The organism is Serratia sp. 3ACOL1 (assembly GCF_003668775.1).
Taxonomy (GTDB): Bacteria; Pseudomonadota; Gammaproteobacteria; order Enterobacterales; family Enterobacteriaceae; genus Chania; species Chania fonticola.
Window position 1 is genome coordinate 5611635 of record NZ_CP033055.1, and the last position, 23016, is coordinate 5634650.

1 protein-coding gene is annotated in these 23016 nt (G+C 60.8%); it reads right to left on the reverse strand.

Annotation, left to right across the window (positions count from 1 at the left end):
• Positions 1-127: 127 nt before the first annotated feature.
• Positions 128-22642, reverse strand: a complete 22515-nt coding sequence (locus tag D9980_RS25500; protein ID WP_121608797.1) for an Ig-like domain-containing protein — start codon at positions 22640-22642, stop codon at positions 128-130.
• Between the last annotated feature and the right edge of the window lie 374 nt (positions 22643-23016).

The window sequence follows — 23016 nt, forward strand, 5'->3', positions numbered from 1 at the left end:
TGACGATCGTTAATTTCGGCGGCCCGTCTCCCGAACGGAACCGCCGCACTGCCTTGGCCTGAACTCTGTCATTCCCATGCCACTGGCTCGCCGTGTACGGGCCAGTGGCTGACGGAGAGGCCGGGTACTACACCAGGTTGACGTGCAGGCCTTGCTGCACCAGAACATCTCCCAGGGTGTTGCCGCTTTCGAGGGCGGAGTTGTGGTAAACGTCGAACACTTGGCCATCGACCGTCCGTTGACCCACTGAGCTCCAGGTGCCGCCTTCGGCCTGGGTCAGATTGACCTGGTCACCGACGCTGCCCTTGATCAGCAGGTTGTCGCTGGCAGCATCCTTGACGTTCAGCGCCTCGTGCAGATCCAGCGTGATGCTGTTGGTGCCGCTGGTGCCCAAATCGAAGATATCGATGTGTTGCACCTTCAGACCCAAGGCCGTCAGATCCAGGTTGAGGTTTTTACCATCCAGCTCCAGGGTATCGATACCCGCGCCGCCGTCGATCGACAGGAAGTCGAGGGCGTTGACGTGGATCACATCGTTACCGCTGCTGCCATGGATGGTGTCGCCGCTGGCAGTAGTGCCATCCGCCAGATTGATGGTGACGCCGCCAATGCTGAAGGTGGTGTCTTCAACCGTGGTAACACCAGCGGTATCCACCGGCAGCGTTGGGTTCACCACCAGCGTGCTGGTGACTGGCTCGCTGGTATCTGTGGTGGTCTGGGTAGTGCTGACCTCGCTGGTTGGCGTGCTGGTATCGGTGGTGGTGTGCTGCACTGCAGCTACCTGAGCATGCTGTACAGCGGTGTTATCGGTCGTGCTGTGGGTGCCGGTGTTTTCTGAACCCGACGTATCCAGCGACAACGTTTCGACCGCCGCGTTGGCCGTCAGCAGCAGTGGCAGTTCGATACCGGATGTCAGCCCCGCAGAGACGCTGACCCCGTTACCCGCCAGGTCGGTGACAGAAGCCGCCACCACGGTGCCCAATAGGGTAGGTATCAGGTTGAGCACGTTCAGACCCTTGAGGGCGTTGGTGGTGTCGAATTTCACCGTCCAATGTCCGGTGGCATCCACGGTGCCTTGCAAGGTGCTGCCCAGCAAGGTCACGCTAACCTTCGCGCCTTGTTGCACGTTCAGGCTGGTACCGCTGACGGTCAGGCCGTTGGTCAGAATGCCCAGAGCACCCGTCAGGGTTCCTAGGGCATCGATGCCCAACAACGGCAGCGCGTGGGTTTTCACCGTAGCGCTGGCGTTGGCCGAGCTGGTGTTACCGTAGCGGTCGGTGACGGTAACGCCGACCGACAATGGCCCATCAGCCAGATTGACCAGGTTCAGGGTAGGAACGCTGACGCTCCATTTCCCGTCGTTGCCTACGGCGGCGGTCAATACCAGCCCTCCCACATTGACGCTGACGCTACCACCGATGGCGTTGGTGGTGGTCCCGCCGATCAGTTGGTTCAGGTTGGCTTCGCTCAGGTTGAGGAAACCATCGCCAAACAGGCTGCCCAGGTTAACGGTCGGCAGGTTATGGATGCCCACGCCCAGATCGGCGCTGATGCTGCCGGTTTTCCCTGCGGAGTTGGTGACCGAAACCCCCAGTGACAGATTGCCATCCAGCAGGCTGGACAGGTTGAGCGGTGTCAGGCTGAGTGACCAACTGCCATCGGCTTTCACCTGGGTGGTGAAGGTATTGCTACCAAGGTGAATCTGAATGGTCGAACCCGGTGCGTTGGTAGCGTGACCGCTGATGATCTGGTTGCCGGTCGCTTCCAGTGCATTCAGCAGGCCATCACCGCCGAACAGCGGATCGAGCGTCAGGGTTGGTAGGGCGTTGATCAGCACGTTGAGCGGGCTGACCTTGCTCACGGTGTTACCTGCCGCATCGGTGAGGCTGGCGGTGACGTTGGTCACGCCATCCAATAACCCTTGCAGATCCAGAGTTGGGATCGGCAACTGCCATTTGCCAGTGGCATCGACGCTGGTGGTGTAGGTGTGGCTGCCCAGCGTCAAGGTGATGGTGGTCCCGGCCGACACGTTACCTGCGTTGCCGCTCAGGATCTGTGGTGACAGCAGATCGCTCAGATCCAGCGTACCGTCGCCAAACAGCGGGTTCAGCGTCAGCGTTGGCAGGATGGTCGCCACGTTGAGGCCTACGCTGGCACCGCTGGTGTTACCTGCCGGATCGGTGACCGTGGCGCTGACGATCAGGTTACCCGCCGCCAGATCCGCCAACTGCAGCGGATTGATGGTGGTACTCCAGCTACCGTCGGCACCGACCGTGGCGTTCAGTTGCAACGTACCGACCTTGATCACCACCTGGGAACCCGCCGCCGCATTGGTGGTGGTACCGCTGATGGTCTGGGTCAGCAGCGCTTCGGCCGCATTGAGGAAGCCGTCGCCGCCAAACAGCGGGTTGAGCGCCAGCGTTGGCAGCTTGTTGACGATCACATTAATCGCCGTATTGAGCACGCCGGTGTTGCCGGAGCCATCCAGCACCGAAACGCCAACGTTGATATTGCCGTCCAGCAGGGTGTGCAGATCGGCAGGTTGCAGCACCAGGCTGAACTTGCCGTCGGCACCGACGGTGGTCAGGAAGTTTTTACCGCCAAGAGAAACCTGCACCTGCGCACCTGCGCTGGCGAAGGCCACGGTACCGCTGACGGTTTGCGCCACCAACGCTTCCGCCGCGTTGAGGAAGCCATCACCGCCAAACAGCGGATCGAGCGTGATCACCGGCAGTTTCACATCCAGCTGTAGCCCGGCAGTGGCGCTGGTGGTGTTACCTACAGCGTCGGTCGCCGAAGCGGTGACGGTAAAGTTACCGTTGCCCAGCCCTTGCAGGATACCGAGGATATCCGGCGTGACGGTGGCGCTCCATTTGCCGCCGTCGCCCACAATGGCCGTCAGCGTCTGCGCACCGGCAATATCCAGATTGATGGTGGCGCCCTTCGCCAGATTGGTGACGGTGCCGCCAATGGTCTGGTTCAGCAACAGGTCTGCCACGTTGAGGATGCCGTCGCCGAAGATCGGATCCAGCACGATGTGCGGCAGATTGTGGATGATGGCGGTGATATCGATGTTTTTGCTTACCACGTTACCGGCAGAGTCGGTCACCGATACGCCCAGCGCCAGATTGCCGTCGCTCAGGGCAGCCAGATCCAGCGGTGGGATCGCCAGGCTCCAGGTACCGTCACTGCCAACGCTGGCGGTGTAGGTTTTGGTGCCCAGGCTGACGCTAACGCTGCCGCCGCCGATACCGAGACCGTTAATCACCCCGCTGACAGTCTGTGATACACCGGCTTCTACCGCATTCAGCAGGCCATCGCCAAAGGCCACGACCGGGCCGATCACCGGCAGGTTCTGCGTAAGGACATCTATATCGATCAGGTCGTTGACCACGTTGCCGTGGGAATCGACGATTTGCACCTGTATCTGCGCCAGACCGTCACCCAACAGGCTCAGTTGGCTTGGCAGCAGCGAGACGCTCCACTGGCCATTGCCGCCCACGTTGGCATCCAGCGTTATCCCGGCAACGGTGACATGTACCACCGCACCATTGTAATCGCCGGTGGCGTTACCGCTGATCACCTGAGTCAGCAGCGATTCGGCCAGGTTCAGCACGCCATCACCGCCAAACAGGGCGTTAACCCCCGCACCGAGCGTTTTGTTCAACGCCACGTTCAGCGTTACGTCGGTATGGCTGCTGTTGCCAGCGGTGTCGGTCAGCGTGACGCCGATGATCTGCGGCCCATCGGTCAGGCTTTGCAGATTAAGCGACGGCAGCGGAATGCTCCATTTGCCATCCGGACCCACCACCACGCTGGCGGTCAACGGCCCTAATGTAACGGTGACAGTTTCGCCAATGCCGCCGGTCCCGGTCAATGTCTGGCCGAGCAGGGCTTCTGCCAGCGTCAGGATATTGTCCCCGGTCAGCAGATCGACCGAGAGCAGCGGAGCCGTGGTATCGGTAGTAATGACGTGCGTTGCTGGCGTGGTGTTGCCTGCTGCGTCGGACAGGGTGGCATTTATGGTGCTACTGCCCTGCGGCAGGTTAACCAGATCTGCCGGTGGCACGTTGACCGACCAGGTGCCGGTGCCACTGACCTGTGCACTGTAGGTTTTGCCATTCAGCGTGACGGTGACAATGCGGCCCGCTTCCGAAACCGAAGCGGTACCGGAGATCGCCTGTGCGACGGTGCTTTCACTGGCGTTCAACACGTCGTTACCCGCGAAGGTATTGATAGTGAGCGTCGGTGGAATGCGGTCGACCAACACGGTTTCGCTGGCGGTGAAGACGGTCGGTAGCGGCGTCAGCAAGGTGGTGCTGGCGGAAACCACGATATTGCCGTCAATCGGGAAGGTGACCACGGTGCTGAAGGTGCCATCCGCCAGAGTAGTGACCGGGATCCCGAGCGGCAAGCCGCCAACGATAATAGTCACTACCTGACCAAGCCCGATCCCGCCGACCACTTTACCGGTCAGGTTGATGATCAATCCGACTTCACTGGCGTTAACGATATTATCGCCGGTGATCGGATCAACGGTAATAATCTGGCCCGGAGGCGTCAGGTTAACGTTGAAGCTGTGGTTATCGACGGCGACGTTACCGGCCTGATCGCTGACCTGAGCCGTGATGCTTGGCGTCCCGCTCAGGGCTTTCAGATCGGCTGGTGGCACCGATACGCTCCAACTGCCATTCGCCAACACCACCCCGGTATAGGTTTTACTGTTGAGCGTAACGGTCACCTGTTGCCCAACCGCGACGTTGGTGGAGGTACCGCTAATCAACTGTACCGACTGACTTTCGGCATAGTTGATGGTGTTATCCGCCGTGAAGTTGGAGATGGTCACGGTTGGCAGAGTGGTGATTGAGACGTGCACCGAAGAGCCGGCCGTGCCCTGGTTGCCAGCGGCATCCGTGGCGGTCACGGTGATGGTGTTATCACCTTCAACCAGATCTCTGAGCGCGCCGCTGTTGAGCGCCAGGCTCCAGGTACCATTGCCGTTGACCTGAGCAGCAAAGTTGATGTTGCCGATCTTCACGTTAACCGCGGTCGCATCACCGGAGTTACCGGTCAAAGTTTGCCCCAGGTTGGTTTCGGCCAGGTTGAGGAAACCATCACCGAACGGTGTGTTGATGGTTGGTACCGGTGCGGTGAGATCGCTAGTGAAGTTAAGGGCGCTGCTGTTGGTGTTGCCCGCGGCATCGGTCGCCGTGACGGTCAGCACGTGTGGCCCATCCAGCAAGGTGCTCAGGGTGGCCGCAGGCAGCGGTAACGACCAGTTACCGTTGATATCAACCTGCGCGTTGTAACTGACGCCATTGACATCGATCACCACTTTCACCGCCTGGCCTGCGCCATTCACCCCGGTGGTGCCGGTGATCGTCAGCGCACCGGCGGCTTCGCTGATGCTCAGCACACCGTCCACGCCAAACGGCGGAACTATGGTAGGAGTCGGCAGCGTCAGCAGGGCGTTAACGTCCAGCGGCGCGGTGGTTGCCGTATTGCCGCCACGATCCTCGACGGTGACCTCAACGGTATGCTGCCCGTTGGTGAATACGGCAAGCTGTGCTGCGTTGAGTTGCAGAGACCAGCCACCCAGCCCATCGGCCTGAGCGGTAAAGGTCTGCTGATTTGGCAGACCTTCGTCCACCGTCACCGTGACGATCTGGCCGCTGCCGATCAGACCGGTTTTGCCGGTCAGGGTTTGGGTCAGCGCGGCTTCGGCAATATTCAGCAGGCCATCGCCAAACGGCAGGTCCAGGGTTGGCAACGGCAGCTTGTTGACCAGAATATCGACCGATCCGTTGGTGCTACTGGTGTTACCCACGCTATCCGTTACGGTTACCGTGATTGGCCAGGTGCCATCCGGCAGGCCAAGCAGGGTGGCACTGTCGAGTGGCAGCGTCCAGCTACCGTCGGCATTTACCGTGGCGTTCAGGGTCAGGCCGTTAACGTTCACTTTCACGGTCTGGCCAAGATTGCTGGCGATGCCGGTGGTGCCGGTGAGGGCTCCGCCCAGCAAGGCTTCGGCGTGGTTGACGATGCCATCAATAAACGGCGTGTCCAGTTCAGCGACCGGCAGCGCGGTGAGGATGCTGTCAAAGTCCAGCGTCGCGCCGTGGCTGTTGCCGCCTTTATCAGTAGCAACCACGCTGATGGTGTGTGGGCCATCCAGTAGCCCCAGCAGATCGGTGGTTGGCAGGGTGACGCTCCATTGGCCGTTGTTGCCGACCGTGGCGTTGTAGTCTTTACCGTTGAGGCTGACCACCACCGTTTGACCGTTGCCGATAATGCCGGTGGTGCCGGTCAACAGCTGATTGACCCCGGCTTCCACCAGGTTCAGAGCGCCGTCGCCAAACGGCAGGTTAATGGTTGGATTCGGCAGGATATGCGACAGGATCTCCAGCGAACCGCCCGCACTGGCTGGGTTACCTGCCGCATCCACGGCGGAGACCACCACCTGCACCGTGCCGTCTGCCAGCAAGGCCAGGGCATTGGCTGGGATCAGCGCGCTCCAGGTACCATCGTTATTCACGATACCGTTCACCACGTAGGTACCAATCTGGACCAATACCGGGGTGTTAACCAGCAGGTTGGCTGCTGCACCGCCGATTGGCGTAGCGATCCCCAGTTCGGCAATATTAAGAATATTGTCACCGAACAGCGGGTTCAGCGTCAGCGATGGCAGCGTATGGGTGTTGACCGCCACCGTGATGGAGTCTGACACGCCGTTACCTGCGGCGTCGGTGACGCTCACGCCGATGGTCACGTTACCATCCAACAGGCCTTGCAGGATATTGCTTGGGATATTGACGCTCCATGCACCGGTCGTCGGATCCGCCAGGGCGGTGTAAACGTTGGCACCCAGCGTGACGGTAACGGTCAGGCCCGGGTCGGTATGCCCGCTCAACACTTGCCCCAGCAGCGCTTCCGCCAGGTTCAGGATGCCGTCACCAGCGAAGATATCGATCTCCAGTAATGGTGGCACGGTGTCAACAGTCACGTTATGGGTGGCGCTGGCCGGGTTCTCGGCGATATCGGTCACCGAGGCTGTCACGGTTTGCGGGCCTTGTGGCAATGCCTGCACGTCGGCTGATGGAACCGTCGCGCTCCAGCTACCGTCTGCTTGTATCACTGCGGTGTAGGTTTTGCCGTTAAGCAGCACGCTGACCACTTGGCCAGGCTGCACATGGCTGGATCCTCCGCTGATGATGATGGCAGCATTCGCCTCATTGGCGTTGATGATGTCATCACCGGCAATCACGTTGACCGACAGCTGCGGCAGATTACCCGCATCGGTGATCACGGTGAGGTTGTGGTTGGCGGTAGCCTGGTTGCCAGAGGTATCGCTAACCGTGGCGGTGAGGGTGTCTTTACCGTCTGGCAAGGCCCCCACATCCACAGCCGGAACCTGCAGGCTCCAACTGCCGTCCGCGCCGACGATGGCGGTATAGGTTTTGCCATTGAGCGTTACGGTGACCTGTTGCCCCTGTTCGACGCGTTGGCTACCCCCGCTGATGGTCAGCGGCAGGTTGGATTCCGCCAGGCTGAGGTAGTCATCGCCGGACAGGGTGTTGATGGTCAACAGCGGCGCCTGGGCCGGGTCGGTATCCAGGGTAATGCCGTGGCTGACGCTGCCGGTGTTGCCAGCGGCGTCGGTCAAGGTGGCGGTGATGGAGGAGGCACCGTTCGGCAGGTTAGCCAGATCGCCAGCCGGAATGGTGACGCTCCAACTGCCATCCGCCAGCACCAGCCCGTTATAGGTCAAGCCGTTGATGGTGACTTTCACCACCACTGGCTGACCGCTGTCGTTGATCGGTGCGGTACCGGTGATTTGCAGCGCTTGCTGGCTTTCGGCGATGTTGATGATGTCATCACCGCTGATGGTGTTGATGGTCAGCACCGGCACGGTCAGGTCGACCGTGGCGCTGGAGGTGATGCTGGAAGTGTTGCCAGCCACGTCGCCGACGGTGACCCCAATGCTGGTTGGGCCGTCAGGCAGAGCCGCCAGATCGGCACTTGGTACGCTCACGCTCCAGTTGCCGTTGTTATCGACGATGCCGGTATAGGTTTTCCCTCCCAGTACCACGCTGACGGTTTGCCCACTACCGCTGACGCCGGTGGTGCCGCTCAGCGTTTGATCGCTGGTGGATTCCGCCTTGTTCAGATAGCCATCACCAAACGGTGTGTTCAAGGTGGCAACCGGCAGGCTGTTGATCAGCACGCCCAACTGCTGCGAACCGGTGACCAGATTGCCCGCTTCGTCGGTGGCACTGACGGTGACGGTCAGGTTGCCATCGCCCAGGATCGTCAGGTCGGCTGAAGGAACGGTCGTCGTCCAACTGCCATCGGCCTGCACTATCGCCTCGTAGAACTTACCGTTCAGGGCAATGGTGACGGTCGCACCGGCGGCAACGTTGGTGGAACTCCCGCTGATGCTGATCCCTGCGGCGGCTTCGATGGCGTTCAACTGGTTATCGCCAGTGATTGGGGCAATCGCCAGGGCGCTCTGGGTTAGATCGACCGTAACGTCATGGGTGGCGCTGGCCGGGTTACCGGCTTTATCGGCCACCTCGGCGGTGATCGTTACACTGCCGTTGGTCAGCAGAGCCAGATCGGCCGCCGGTACGCTGGTGCTCCAGGAACCGTCTGCCTGCACGGTGGCGGTATAGGTTTTGCCATTGAGGGTGATGGAAACGATCTGCCCGGCTTCAACATTCAGACTGCTGCCGCTCAGGGTTTGCGTTGCCTGCACTTCGGCACCGTCAATAATATTGTTGCCCGCAAAGGTGCCGATGGTCAGCACCGGTGCATTCAACGCGCTGGCATCAACCCCGATGGCGTGGGTGACGCTGGTGCTGTTACCGGCGCTATCGGTTAGGGTGGCGACCAGGTTATAGCTGCCATCGGACAGTGCGGTGAGATCGGCGGTTGGCAGTGAAGTGCTCCACGAACCGTCCGGCTGAACCACCGCAGTGTAGGTTTTACCGTTCAACGTCAGCGTCACGGTACGACCTGCATCCCCGATGGAGGCGGTGCCCGAAACCGTCTGGTTGAGCAGCACTTCTGCGCTGTTAAGCACGTCATCCCCGGCAATCACGCTGACGGTGAGGGTCGGAGCGACCTTATCGACCACGACGGTACCACTCAGGGTGTTGCTGTTGCCTGCAGAATCGGTGACCACTACGCTGAGCAATGGCGTCCCATCCGGCAATGCCTGCAAATCGCCAACCGGAACGGTGACGCTCCAGTTGCCGCTACCGTCCACGGTACCGGTGTAGGTTTTATCCCCAAGGGTCACTGTGACGGTTTGCCCCGGCGTGGTGATGCCGGTGGAACCGGTGATGGTCTGCGGTTGGCCTGCTTCCGTACCGTTCAGGATGCCATCGCCAAACGGCGTGTTAAGGGTGGCGTCTGGCAGGTTATGGATAAACACGCCCAAGGTATGGCTGCTGCTGACCGGGTTACCGGCCTGGTCGACAGCGGAAACGCTCAGGTTGATATTGCCGTCTGCCAACAGCGCCAGATCGGCCGGTGGTACCAGCACGCTCCAGGAACCGTCCGCCAGCGTAGTGCCGGTGTAGGTTTTGCCGTTCAGCGTCACGGTCACGCTTGCGCCGGTAGCCAGGTTGAGGCTGCTGCCGTTGATGGTTAATGGCAACAGGCTTTCGGCCAGGTTCAGCTTATCGTCACCGGCAATCACGTCGATGGCGATGCCACTCAGGGCCGTGTTGACTACCACGTTATGCGTTGCCGATGCCGGGTTGCCGGAGGTATCGCTAACGCTGACGCTAATGGTGCTGTTGCCCTGAGCAAGTTGGCCCAGATCGGCGGCGGAGACGCTGGTGCTCCAGGTTCCGTCCGCCTGCACGGTAGCGGTGTAGGTTTTGCCATTCAGCGTGATGGTTACCAACTGGCCCGCTTCTACATGGGTGGTGGTGCCGCTCAGCGTCTGGCTGGTTTTCACCTCTGCGCCGTCGATAATATCGTTACCGGCAAACACATTGATGCTCAGGGTAGGCAGATCCAGCGGATTGGCGTCGATCGTCACGGTATGGGTGACGGTGGTGGAGTTGCCCGCCGCATCGCTCAGGGTGGTGGTTAATGGATAACTGCCATCACCCATTGCTTGCAGATCGGCGCTTGGGATGGTGGCACTCCAGGTGCCGTCATTGGCAACTACCCCGGTATAGGACTTACCGTTGAGGGTCACCGTGACGGTACGCCCGGCATCGCCGATGGAAGCGGTGCCGGAAACCACCTGGTCGCTGAGGCTTTCCAGGGCGTTAACCTTGTCATCCCCGGCAAACGGCTTGACCGCCAGAGTTGGTGGCACCAGATCGACCTGTGCCGTAGTGCTGCCAGGCACGCTGTTACCTGCGGAGTCCGTAGCGGATACGCTGATGGTATTGCTGCCCGCTGGCAGGTTTTGCAGGTCGGCCGATGGGATGGAAACGCTCCAGTTACCGCTGCCATCCACGGTTGCGGTATAGGTTTTGCCACCCAGAGTGACGATCACGCTTTGTCCCGCACCAGGGATGCCGGTGCTGCCGCTCAGCAGTTGTGCCGTGGCGGCCTCAGCCTGGTTGAGGAAACCATCGCCAAACGGCAGGTTGATGGTTGGCTCCGGCAGGGTATGGATATGCACATCCAGTGAATGGCTGTCGCTGACCGGATCGACACCCGGGTTGGAGACGCTGGCGGTGACCGTCGTCAGGCCGTCTTGCAGTGCCAGCAGATCGGCGCTGTTCACCGATACGCTCCAACTGCCGTTGGCCAGAACAACGCCGGTGTAGGTCTTGCCGTTCAAGGTGACGGTAACGGTTTGGCCAGCGTTCACATTGACCGTGGTCCCGCTGATGGTCAGCGGCTGTGAGGCTTCGGTCAGGTTCAACTGATCGTCACCGGCAATCAGGTTGATGGCGATACTTTCCACCGCCGTATCAACGCTGATGGTATGGCTGCTGGTAGCCGGGTTGCCTGCCTGATCGCTGACGTTGGCGGTGATGGTAGCCTGGCCATTTGCCAGCAGTGCCATATCTGCCGCCGGAACGTTAACGCTCCAGCCGCCGCCCAACTGCACGGTGGCGAAGTAGGTTTTGCCGTTCAGGGTTAGCGTCACGGTCTGGCCGACTTCGACATGGGTGGTGGTACCGGACAGGGCCTGAGTGACCAGCGCTTCGGCCCCGTTAACGATATCGTCCCCGGCGAATGCGCCGATGCTCAGCGTTGGCAGATTGGCCGGGTTGGCATCGATATTGAGGCTGTGGGTGACGCTGGTGCTGTTGCCAGCCGCGTCGGTGAGGGTAGCGACCAGATCGTGGCTACCGTCGGTGAGTGCTTGCAGATCGGCGGCAGGCAGGCTGGTGTTCCACGAGCCATCCGGCTGTACCACGGCGGTGTAAGTCTTGCCGTTCAGCGTCAGGGTCACGGTACGGCCCGCATCGGCGACCGAGGCGGTGCCGGATACGCTTTGCGCCACCAGCACTTCGGCGGCGTTCAGCACATCATCCCCGGCAACCAGACCCACGGTCAGGGTTGGTGCGGTTGCATCGACGGTGACGGTGGTGTTCAGCGTATTGCTGTTGCCAGCGGTATCGGTGACCACTACAGACAAGGCCGGTGTGCCGTCTGGCAACGCTTGCAGATCGGCCGCAGGGATGGTGGCGCTCCAGTTACCACTGCCGTCTACGGTGCCGGTATAGGTTTTGCCGCCCAAAGTCACGGTAACGGTTTGCCCAGGCGTGGTGATGCCGGTAGAACCCGTGATGGTCTGTGGTTGACCCGCTTCCGCGCCGTTCAGAATGCCATCGCCAAACGGCGTGTTCAGCGTGGCTTCTGGCAGGCTATGGGTAAATACGCCCAGGTTGTGGCTGTCGCTGACCGGGTTACCGGCCAGATCGGTGGCAGTGACTGTCACGGTAGAGTTGCCATCGGCCAGCAACGCCAGATCGGCAGCAGGCACGGAGACGCTCCAGGAGCCATCCGCCAGCGTGGTGCCGGTGTAGGTTTTACCGTTCAAGGTCACGGTAACCGTGGCGCCGACCGCCAGATTGGTGCTGCTACCGCTGATTGCCAACGGCAGTTGGCTTTCTGCCAGGTTGAGCTTGTCATCGCCAGCGATCACGGCAATCGACAGCCCGCTGAGGTCGGTATCGACGGTCACGTCATGATTGGCAGTTGCTGGGTTACCGGCGCTGTCGCTGACGGTGGCAGTAATGGTGGTCTGGCCGTTGGCCAACAACGCCAGGTCGGCAGCCGGAACGCTGGTGCTCCAGGAACCATCGGCCAGCACGGTCGCCGTGTAGGTTTTACCGTTCAGCGTAATGGTCACGATCTGGCCCGCTTCCACATGGGTGGAGGTGCCGGACAGGGTCTGAGCAGTTTTGACTTCCGCGCCGTCGACAATGTCGTTACCGGCAAATACGCCGATGCTGACGGTCGGCAGGTTGGCCGGGTTGGCATCGACGCTGATGCTGTGGGTGACGCTGGTGCTGTTGCCTGCAGCGTCGGTGAGGATTGCCACCAGGTTGTGGCTACCGTCGCTGAGCGCTTGCAGATCGGCAGCGGGCACGCTGGTGTTCCACGAGCCATCCGGTTGCACCACAGCGGTGTAGGTTTTGCCGTTCAAGATCAGGGTGACGGTGCGACCTGCATCCGCGATCGAGGCAGTACCGGAGACGCTCTGTGCCACCAGCACTTCGGCGGCGTTCAGCACATCATCGCCAGCAATCAGGCCCACGGTGAGGGTAGGCGCGGTGGCATCAACGGTGACGGTGGTGTTCAGCGTATTGCTGTTACCTGCGCTGTCAGTAACCGTGACGGTCAAAGCTGGCGTGCCGTCTGGCAGCGCTTGCAGATCGGCAGAAGGAACGCTGACGCTCCAGTTGCCGCTGCCATCCACGGTGCCGGTATAGGTTTTACCACCCAGGGTGACCGTGACGGTCTGGCCTGGTGTGGTGATGCCGGTGGACCCCGTGATGGTTTGCGGCTGACCCGCTTCTGCGCCATTCAGAATGCCATCGCCAAACGGCGTGTTCAGCGTGGCGTCTGGCAGGCTATGGATAAACACGCCCAGATCGTGGCTGCCGCTGACCGGGTTACCAGCCTGATCGACGGCGGTCACGCTGACGGTGGCGGTGCCATCGGCCAGCAAGGCCAGATCGGCCGCAGGCACGGTGACGCTCCAGCTACCGTCTGCCAGCGTGGTGCCGGTGTAGGTTTTACCGTTGAGCGTGACGGTCACGGTTGCACCCGTGGCCAGGTTGGCACTGCCGCCGTTGATGGTGAGTGGCAGCAGGCTTTCCGCCAGGTTGAGCTTGTCGTCACCGGCAATCACGGCAATCGATAGACCGCTGAGATCGGTATCGACGGTTACGTCATGGCTGGCGCTGGCTGGGTTACCGGCGCTGTCGCTGACTGTGGCGGTAATGGTGGTCTGGCCGTTGGCCAACAGCGCCAGATCCGCCGCCGGTACGCTGGTGCTCCAGGAACCATCGGCCAGCACGGTCGCCGTGTAGGTTTTACCGTTCAGCGTGATGGTGACGGTCTGGCCTGCTTCCACATGGGTGGTGCTACCGGTCAGGGTCTGAGCGGTTTTCACCTCTGCACCATCGATAATGTCGTTACCGGCGAATACGCCGATGCTGACGGTTGGCAGGTTGGCCGGGTTGGCATCGACGTTGATGCTGTGTGTCACGCTGGTGCTGTTGCCCGCGGCATCGGTGAGGGTAGCGACCAGGTTATGGCTGCCATCGCTGAGCGCTTGCAGATCGGCAGCAGGCAGTGAAGCGTTCCAGGTGCCGTCCGGTTGCACCACCGCGGTGTAGGTTTTGCCGTTCAAGGTCAGGGTCACGGTGCGGCCCGCATCACCAATCGAGGCGGTGCCGGACACGGTCTGCGCTACCAGCACTTCGGCAGCGTTCAGCACATCATCGCCAGCAATCAGGCCCACGGTCAGGGTTGGTGCGGTTGCATCGACGGTGACGGTGGTGTTCAACGTGTTGCTGTTGCCAGCGGCATCGGTGACCACTACAGACAAGGCCGGTGTGCCGTCTGGCAGCGCTTGCAGGTCGGCTGCTGGGACGGTGACGCTCCAGTTACCGCTGCCATCCACGGTGCCGGTGTAGGTTTTACCGCCCAGGGTGACCGTAACGGTTTGCCCCGGCGTGGTGATGCCGGTGGACCCCGTTATGGTCTGTGGCTGGCCTGCCTCCGTGCCGTTCAGGATGCCATCGCCAAACGGCGTGTTCAGGGTGGCGTCCGGCAGAGTGTGGATAAACACGCCCAGATTATGGCTGTTGCTGACAAGGTTGCCGCCCTGATCGACGGCGCTGACGCTGACGGTGGCGGTGCCATCGGCCAGCAGGGCCAAATCGGCGGCCGGGACCTGAACGCTCCAGGAACCGTCTGGCAGGGTCAGGCCGATGTAAATCTTGCCATTCAGCGTCACGGTGACGATGGCACCGAGCGGCAGATTGGCGCTGTCGCCGGAGATCGTCAGCGGTTGCAGACTTTCGGCCAGGTTGAGTTTGTCATCCCCTGCGATCACGGAGATGGACAGCCCACTGAGGTTGGTATCGACGGTCACGTCATGGCTGGCGTTGGCCGGGTTACCTGCAGTGTCGTTGACGGTGGCGGTAATGGTGGTCTGGCCGTTGGCTAACAGTGCCAGATCGGCAGCCGGTACGCTGGTGCTCCAGGAACCATCAGCCAGCACGGTGGCGGTGTAGGTTTTGCCGTTCAGGGTGATGGTGACGGTCTGGCCCGCTTCCACATGGGTGGTGGTACCGGTCAGGGTCTGAGCAGTTTTCACCTCCGCGCCGTCGACAATGTCGTTACCGGCGAACACGTTGATGCTGAGCGTCGGTAGGTTGGCCGGGTTGGCATCCACACCGAGGACATGGGTAGTGCTGGTGCTGTTGCCCGCGGCATCGGTGAGGGTAGCGACCAGGTTATGGCTGCCATCGCTGAGTGCTTGCAGATCGGCGGCGGGCAGGTTGGTGCTCCACGATCCGTCTGGTTGCACCACGGCGGTGTAGGTTTTGCCGTTCAAGGTCAGGGTGACGGTGCGGCCCGCATCGGCGACCGAGGCGGTACCGGACACGGTCTGCGCCACCTGTACTTCGGCGGCATTCAACACATCATCCCCGGCCACTACGTTAACGGTGAGGGTTGGAGCAGTCTCATCGACGGTAACGGTGGTGTTCAGCGTATTGCTGTTACCGGCGGCATCCGTAACGGTTACGGACAGGGTAGGCGTGCCGTCCGGCAGCGCTTGCAGATCGGCAGAAGGAACGCTGACGCTCCAGTTGCCGCTGCCGTCCACGGTGCCGGTATAGGTTTTACCGCCCAGAGTCACGGTGACCGTTTGCCCTGGGGTGGTGATGCCGGTAGAGCCCGTGATGGTCTGCGGCTGGCCTGCCTCCGTGCCGTTCAGGATGCCATCGCCAAACGGTGTGTTCAGCGTGGCTTCTGGCAGGCTATGGATAAACACGCCCAGATCGTGGCTGCCGCTGACCGGATTACCGGCCTGATCGGTGGCAGTGACGGTCACGGTGGTGGTGCCATCGGCCAGCAACGCCAAGTCGGCTGCAGGTACGGAGATGCTCCAGGAGCCATCCGCCAGCGTGGTGCCGGTGTAGGTTTTACCGTTCAAGGTGACGGTGACCGTAGCCCCGACGGCCAGGTTCTGGCTGTTGCCATTGATCGCCAGCGGCAGTTGGCTTTCGGCCAGGCTGAGTTTGTCGTCACCGGCGATCACGGCAATCGACAGCCCGCTGAGGTCGGTATCGACGGTCACGTCATGATTGGCGCTGGCTGGGTTACCGGCGCTGTCGCTGACGGTGGCGGTAATGGTGGTCTGGCCGTTAGCCAGCAGCGCCAGGTCGGCCGCCGGTACGCTGGTGCTCCAGGTACCGTCTGCCAGCACGGTAGCGGTGTAGGTTTTGCCGTTCAGGGTGATGGTGACGGTCTGGCCCGCTTCCACGTGGGTGGTGGTACCAGACAGGGTCTGGGCGGTTTTCACTTCGGCGCCGTCGACAATGTCGTTACCGGCGAACACGCCGATGCTGACGGTTGGCAGATTGATCGGGTTGGCGTCGACGTTGATGCTGTGGGTGATGCTGGTGCTGTTGCCCGCCGCATCGGTGAGGGTGGCGACCAGGTTATGGCTGCCGTCGGCCAGGGCGGCGAGGTCGGCCGCAGGCAGGCTGGTGCTCCATGAACCATCTGGCTGCACCACGGCGGTGTAGGTTTTACCGTTCAAGGTCAGGGTGACGGTGCGGCCCGCATCACCGATCGAGGCAGTGCCGGACACGGTCTGCGCTACCAACACTTCGGCGGCGTTCAGCACATCATCGCCAGCAATCAAGCCCACGGTCAGGGTTGGTGCGGTCTCATCGACGGTGACGGTGGTGTTCAGCGTGTTGCTGTTGCCCGCCGCATCGGTGACCGTAACGGTCAAGGCTGGCGTGCCATCTGGCAGCGCTTGCAGGTCAGCGCTTGGTAGCGTGACGCTCCAGTTGCCGTTGGTATCCACGGTTCCGGTGTAGGTTTTACCACCCAGGGTGACGGTAACGGTCTGCCCAGGCGTGGTGATGCCAGTGGTGCCCGTGAGGGTCTGGGATTGGCCGGCTTCTGCACCGTTCAGGATGCCATCGCCAAACGGCGTGTTCAGCGTGGCTTCTGGCAGGCTATGGGTAAAGACGCCCAGGTTGTGGCTGTCGCTGACCGGGTTACCGGCCTGATCGACAGCGGTCACGGTGACAGTGGTGGTGCCATCGCCCAGTAACGCCAAGTCTGCTGCAGGCACGGTGACGCTCCAGGAGCCGTCTGCCAGCGTGGTGCCGGTGTAGGTTTTACCGTTCAAGGTCACGGTAACCGTAGTCCCGACGGCCAGGTTGGCGCTGCTGCCGTTGATGGCCAGCGGCAGTTGGCTTTCCGCCAGGCTGAGTTTGTCGTCACCGGCGATCACGGCGATAGACAGCCCGCTGAGGTCGGTATCGACGGTCACGTCATGATTGGCGCTGGCCGGGTTACCGGCGCTGTCGCTGACGGTGGCGGTAATGGTGGTCTGGCCGTTGGCCAGCAGCGCCAGATCGGCTGCCGGTACGCTGGTGCTCCATGAGCCGTCTGCCAATACGGTAGCGGTATAGGTTTTACCGTTCAGCGTGATGGTGACGGTCTGCCCGGCTTGCACGTGGGTAGTAGTACCAGACAGGGTCTGGGCGGTTTTCACCTCTGCACCATCGATAATATCGTTACCGGCGAACACGTTGATGCTGAGCGTTGGCAGGTTTGCCGGGTCAGCATCGACGCTGACGCCGTGGGTGACGCTGGTGCTGTTACCTGCGGCATCGGTGAGGGTGGCGACCAGATTATGGCTGCCGTCGGCCAGGGCGGCGAGGTCGGCTGCTGGCAGTGAAGCGCTCCAGGTGCCGTCCGCTTGTACCACCGCGGTGTAGGTCTTGCCGTTCAAGGTCAGAGTGACGGTGCGGCCAGCATCGGCGACCGAGGCGGTACCGGACACGGTCTGCGCCACCAGCACCTCAGCAGCGTTGAGGATATCGTCGCCCGCAATGGTGTTGATGGTGAGGCTTGGCGCGGTCTCATCGACGGTGACGGTGGTGTTCAGCGTATTGCTGTTGCCCGCCGCATCGGTAACCGTAACGGTCAAGGCTGGCGTGCCATCTTGCAGCGCTTGCAGGTCGGCGGCAGGAATGGTGACGCTCCAATGGCCGCTGCCATCCACGGTGCCGGTGTAGGTTTTACCGCCCAGAGTCACGGTGACCGTTTGCCCCGGGCTGGTGATGCCGGTGGTGCCGGTAAGCGTCTGTGGCTGACCCGCTTCTGCGCCATTCAGGATGCCATCGCCAAACGGCGTGTTCAGGGTCACGTCCGGCAGGCTATGGGTAAATACGCCCAGGTTGTGGCTGTCGCTGACCGGGTTACCGGCCTGATCGACAGCGGTCACGGTGACAGTGGCGGTGCCATCGGCCAGCAACGCCAAGTCGGCGGCAGGCACGGTGACGCTCCAGGAGCCGTCTGCCAGCGTGGTGCCGGTGTAGGTTTTACCGTTCAAGGTCACGGTAACCGTAGTCCCGACGGCCAGGTTGGCGCTGCTGCCGTTGATGGCCAGCGGCAGTTGGCTTTCGGCCAGGCTGAGTTTGTCGTCACCGGCGATCACGGCGATAGACAGCCCGCTGAGGTCGGTATCGACGGTCACGTCATGATTGGCGCTGGCCGGGTTACCGGCGCTGTCGCTGACGGTGGCGGTAATGGTGGTCTGGCCGTTGGCCAGCAGCGCCAGATCGGCTGCCGGTACGCTGGTGCTCCATGAGCCGTCTGCCAATACGGTAGCGGTATAGGTTTTACCGTTCAGCGTGATGGTGACGGTCTGCCCGGCTTGCACGTGGGTAGTAGTACCAGACAGGGTCTGGGCGGTTTTCACCTCTGCACCATCGATAATATCGTTACCGGCGAACACGTTGATGCTGAGCGTTGGCAGGTTTGCCGGGTCAGCATCGACGCTGACGCCGTGGGTGACGCTGGTGCTGTTACCTGCGGCATCGGTGAGGGTGGCGACCAGATTATGGCTGCCGTCGGCCAGGGCGGCGAGGTCGGCTGCTGGCAGTGAAGCGCTCCAGGTGCCGTCCGCTTGTACCACCGCGGTGTAGGTCTTGCCGTTCAAGGTCAGAGTGACGGTGCGGCCAGCATCGGCGACCGAGGCGGTACCGGACACGGTCTGCGCCACCAGCACCTCAGCAGCGTTGAGGATATCGTCGCCCGCAATGGTGTTGATGGTGAGGCTTGGCGCGGTCTCATCGACGGTGACGGTGGTGTTCAGCGTATTGCTGTTGCCCGCCGCATCGGTAACCGTAACGGTCAAGGCTGGCGTGCCATCTTGCAGCGCTTGCAGGTCGGCGGCAGGAATGGTGACGCTCCAATGGCCGCTGCCATCCACGGTGCCGGTGTAGGTTTTACCGCCCAGAGTCACGGTGACCGTTTGCCCCGGGCTGGTGATGCCGGTGGTGCCGGTAAGCGTCTGTGGCTGACCCGCTTCTGCGCCATTCAGGATGCCATCGCCAAACGGCGTGTTCAGGGTCACGTCCGGCAGGCTATGGGTAAATACGCCCAGGTTGTGGCTGTCGCTGACCGGGTTACCGGCCTGATCGACAGCGGTCACGGTGACAGTGGCGGTGCCATCGGCCAGCAACGCCAAGTCGGCGGCAGGCACGGTGACGCTCCAGGAGCCGTCTGCCAGCGTGGTGCCGGTGTAGGTTTTACCGTTCAAGGTCACGGTAACCGTAGTCCCGACGGCCAGGTTGGCGCTGCTGCCGTTGATGGCCAGCGGCAGTTGGCTTTCGGCCAGGCTGAGTTTGTCGTCACCGGCGATCACGGCGATAGACAGCCCGCTGAGGTCGGTATCGACGGTCACGTCATGATTGGCGCTGGCCGGGTTACCGGCGCTGTCGCTGACGGTGGCGGTAATGGTGGTCTGGCCGTTGGCCAGCAGCGCCAGATCGGCTGCCGGTACGCTGGTGGTCCATGAGCCGTCTGCCAATACGGTAGCGGTATAGGTTTTACCGTTCAGCGTGATGGTGACGGTCTGCCCGGCTTGCACATGGGTGGTGGTACCAGACAGAGTCTGGGCGGTTTTCACCTCTGCGCCGTCGACAATATCGTTACCAGCGAACACGTTGATGCTGAGTGTTGGCAGAGTGGCCGGGTCGGCATCGACGCTGACGCCGTGGGTGACGCTGGTGCTGTTACCTGCGGCATCGGTGAGGGTGGCGACCAGATTATGGCTGCCGTCAGCCAGAGCGGCAAGGTCAGCTGCTGGCAGTGAAGCGCTCCAGGTGCCGTCCGCTTGTACCACAGCAGTGTAGGTCTTGCCGTTCAAGGTCAGGGTGACGGTGTGGCCCGCATCGGCAACGGACGCAGTGCCGGACACGGTCTGCGCCACCAGCACCTCGGCAGCGTTGAGGATATCGTCGCCCGCGATGGTGTTGATGGTGAGGGTTGGCGCGGTCTCATCGACGGTGACGATGGTGTTCAGCGTATTGCTGTTGCCCGCCGCATCGGTAACCGTGATGGTCAAGGCCGGTGTGCCGTCTGGCAACGCTTGCAGATCGGCGGCAGGGATGGTGACGCTCCAATGGCCGCTGCCATCCACGGTGCCGGTATAGGTTTTACCGCCCAGGGTGATGGTGATGGTCTGGCCCGGGCTGGTGATGCCGGTGGTGCCGGTAAGCGTCTGTGGCTGAGCCGCTTCTGCGCCATTCAGGATGCCATCACCAAACGGCGTGTCCAGAGTCACCGCAGGCAAATCATGAGTGTAAACGTCCAGATTGTGCGTGGTGGTCACGGTAGAACCATCGTTGCCTGTCACGCTGGCAGAAATGGTGTTGCTGCCTTCGGCCAGCAGTTGCAGATCGGCGCTAGGCACCTGCAATGTCCAACTGCCGTCTGCCAATACCAGCGCGGTATAGGTTTTGCCATTGAGCGTGACGGTAACGGTAGCCCCGGTGGCGACGTTGGCCGTGGTGCCGCTGATGGCAAGAGGAAGCCCGGCTTCGACGGCGTTGAGCTTATCGTCGGAAGAGACAATGCCGATATTGATGGCCGAGAGTTGGTTATCTACGGTGATAAGCTGCGGCGCGGTGGTTGTCGTGTTGCCCGCCTGATCGCTAAGCGTGGCGATCATCTCATAGCTGCCGTTGGTCAGGGCAGCCATATCTGCGGCAGGCACGCTGATGCTCCATTTGCCATCTGCGCCTACGATCCCGGTATAGGTTTTGCCATTGAATGACACGCTGACCACCAGCCCGGCTTCGCTGACGGAGGCGGTACCGGTAATATTTTGCGCGGATTTTTGCTCGTCGGCGGTGACGACATCATCGCCGGTAAATTTATCCAGCGTCAGCACCGGTGGCACGGTATCTACCTGCAAATGCTCCGTTACGGTAGTGCTGTTACCTGCGCCGTCGGTGGCCGTCACAGTGAGGGTATTATCCCCTTGGGCCAACGCCTGCAGATCTGCGGCAGGCAGTACCAGGCTCCACTTGCCATCCGCGCCAGTAACTGTGGTGTAGGTTTTACCATTCAGGGTAACGACAATGGCCTGGCCCGGATTGCTGGTGCCGCTCAGGGTCTGTGGTGTTTGCGCCTCGGCGGCGTTGAGTACGTCGTCTCCGGCCAGTTTGTTGACGGTCAGTACCGGGGCGGCCAAATCGACGGTGATGTTCTCATGCGCATTGGCGCTTTGGCCTGCTTTGTCGGTGACGGTGGCATTGAGCGTGATCGAGCCATTAGCCAGCGCAGCCAGATCGGCGGCAGGCAGTGAAAGTGACCAGCTGCCATCGCCCTGAACCACGGCGCTATAGGTTTTGCCATTCAAGGTGATGGTAACGGTTTGCCCTGCTTCGACATTTTGCGTATGGCCACTCAGCGTTTGGGTGCTTTTCGCTTCGTTGGCGTTGATCACGTTATCGCCGGTCAGGGCGTTAATCGTAATCTGCGGGGTAGGATTAACTACGGTGGTATCCACCGAGATCTGATGATCGACCGTGGTTTGGTTACCCACTTTATCGACGGAGGTCACGATTAACTCGTAGTTACCGTTTTTCAGCAAAGCCAGATCCGCCGCAGGCAGTTGCAGGCTCCACTTACCGTTGCTACCCACCGTTGTGGTGTAGGTTTTACCGTTCAGGGTAATGGTAATTGTCAGCCCGGCCTCGCCGGTACCGCTCAGAGCCTGTGCCGCTTTTAACTCGGCGCCAGTCAGATGATCATCGCCGGTCAGCTTGTTGACGGTCAAGGCTGGCGGAGTGGTATCGACCAGCACGGAGATGGTTTTTTCGACGCTAACCCCATCCTGGTTGGTCACTTTAACCGTCAGTTGGTAATTGCCGTCTTTCAGGCCAGAAAGCGCAGCGGAGCTAAAGTCAAAGCTCCACTTGCCATCGGCTCCGACGGTAGTGGTGTAACTTTTACCGTTGAGCGTCAGCGTGATGGTCGCACCTGCGGCAACGCCGGTGGTCAGGCCGCTCAGTAACTGGGCAATTTTAACTTCACTGGCGTTCAGAACGTTGTCCTGGCCCAATTTCCCGACGGTCAGAGTCGGTTGTTCTGGCGTTACGGACGGTTCGTCATTGTTGTGGTCGTTCTTCCCCGTCCCGGTAGCAATGGCGACGCCAGCCCCCAGCGCCAGGCCAGCCAGAATGGCGGCGATGGCACCGTTGGATAAATCATGGTTGCCAATTAGCAGAGGTGAAACGTCAGATAGTGATTCAAACTGCGGCGTGATCAGCATTGGTTCGCTGGTAGCGGCGGTTGCCGGGAATATCGCGTGCTGGATGGCACCATTGCCATCATCAAACACCAATTCGCTGTGTTTGCCGTCGGCGTCCAGTTCAAAGAAGCTCTGATAACGTACCGTGGTGCCATCTTTCATATGCACGATCAGGTCGTTACCTTGGCGTTCATAGCTGCTCACCAAAGCCTGAGTACCATGGATCCGCACAATACTGCTTTGTGTGAGGCTGACGGAACGGGTACCGGTTGCTACGTCAGCGATTTTAGCGCCGCCATGACGAGCAATAATATCAACAGCCCCAAGGGTAAAATTGGATTGTGCCATGTGGTTAGCCTCTGAACGCCAAAGTTAATTTGCATAGCGCACCAAAGCCGCTTGTGTGGCTTTTGTAGACGCGCTGGAATGCCCGAGGGGGGTGCCCTCGAGCTAAATTCAACCTGGTGTTTAGATGACTAATTAATGCAAAATTAACTAATAAATCTTCCCTGATAGGATTTTATGATTAAGTTTCCTAACTTATCTGTGAGGTAAGGTATAAGCGAGCTTTGATAAAAATGCCATAGGCGGCAATAATTATTGTGCCAGGCCGTTATTGATAAAAATTCTTATTTGCTAGCGAAGATAAATATCCATAGTTAGTTAATGGTTTCTTAAACTCCTTGGTTGATTTATTTTTGGCTAGATAAAATGCATTTTAC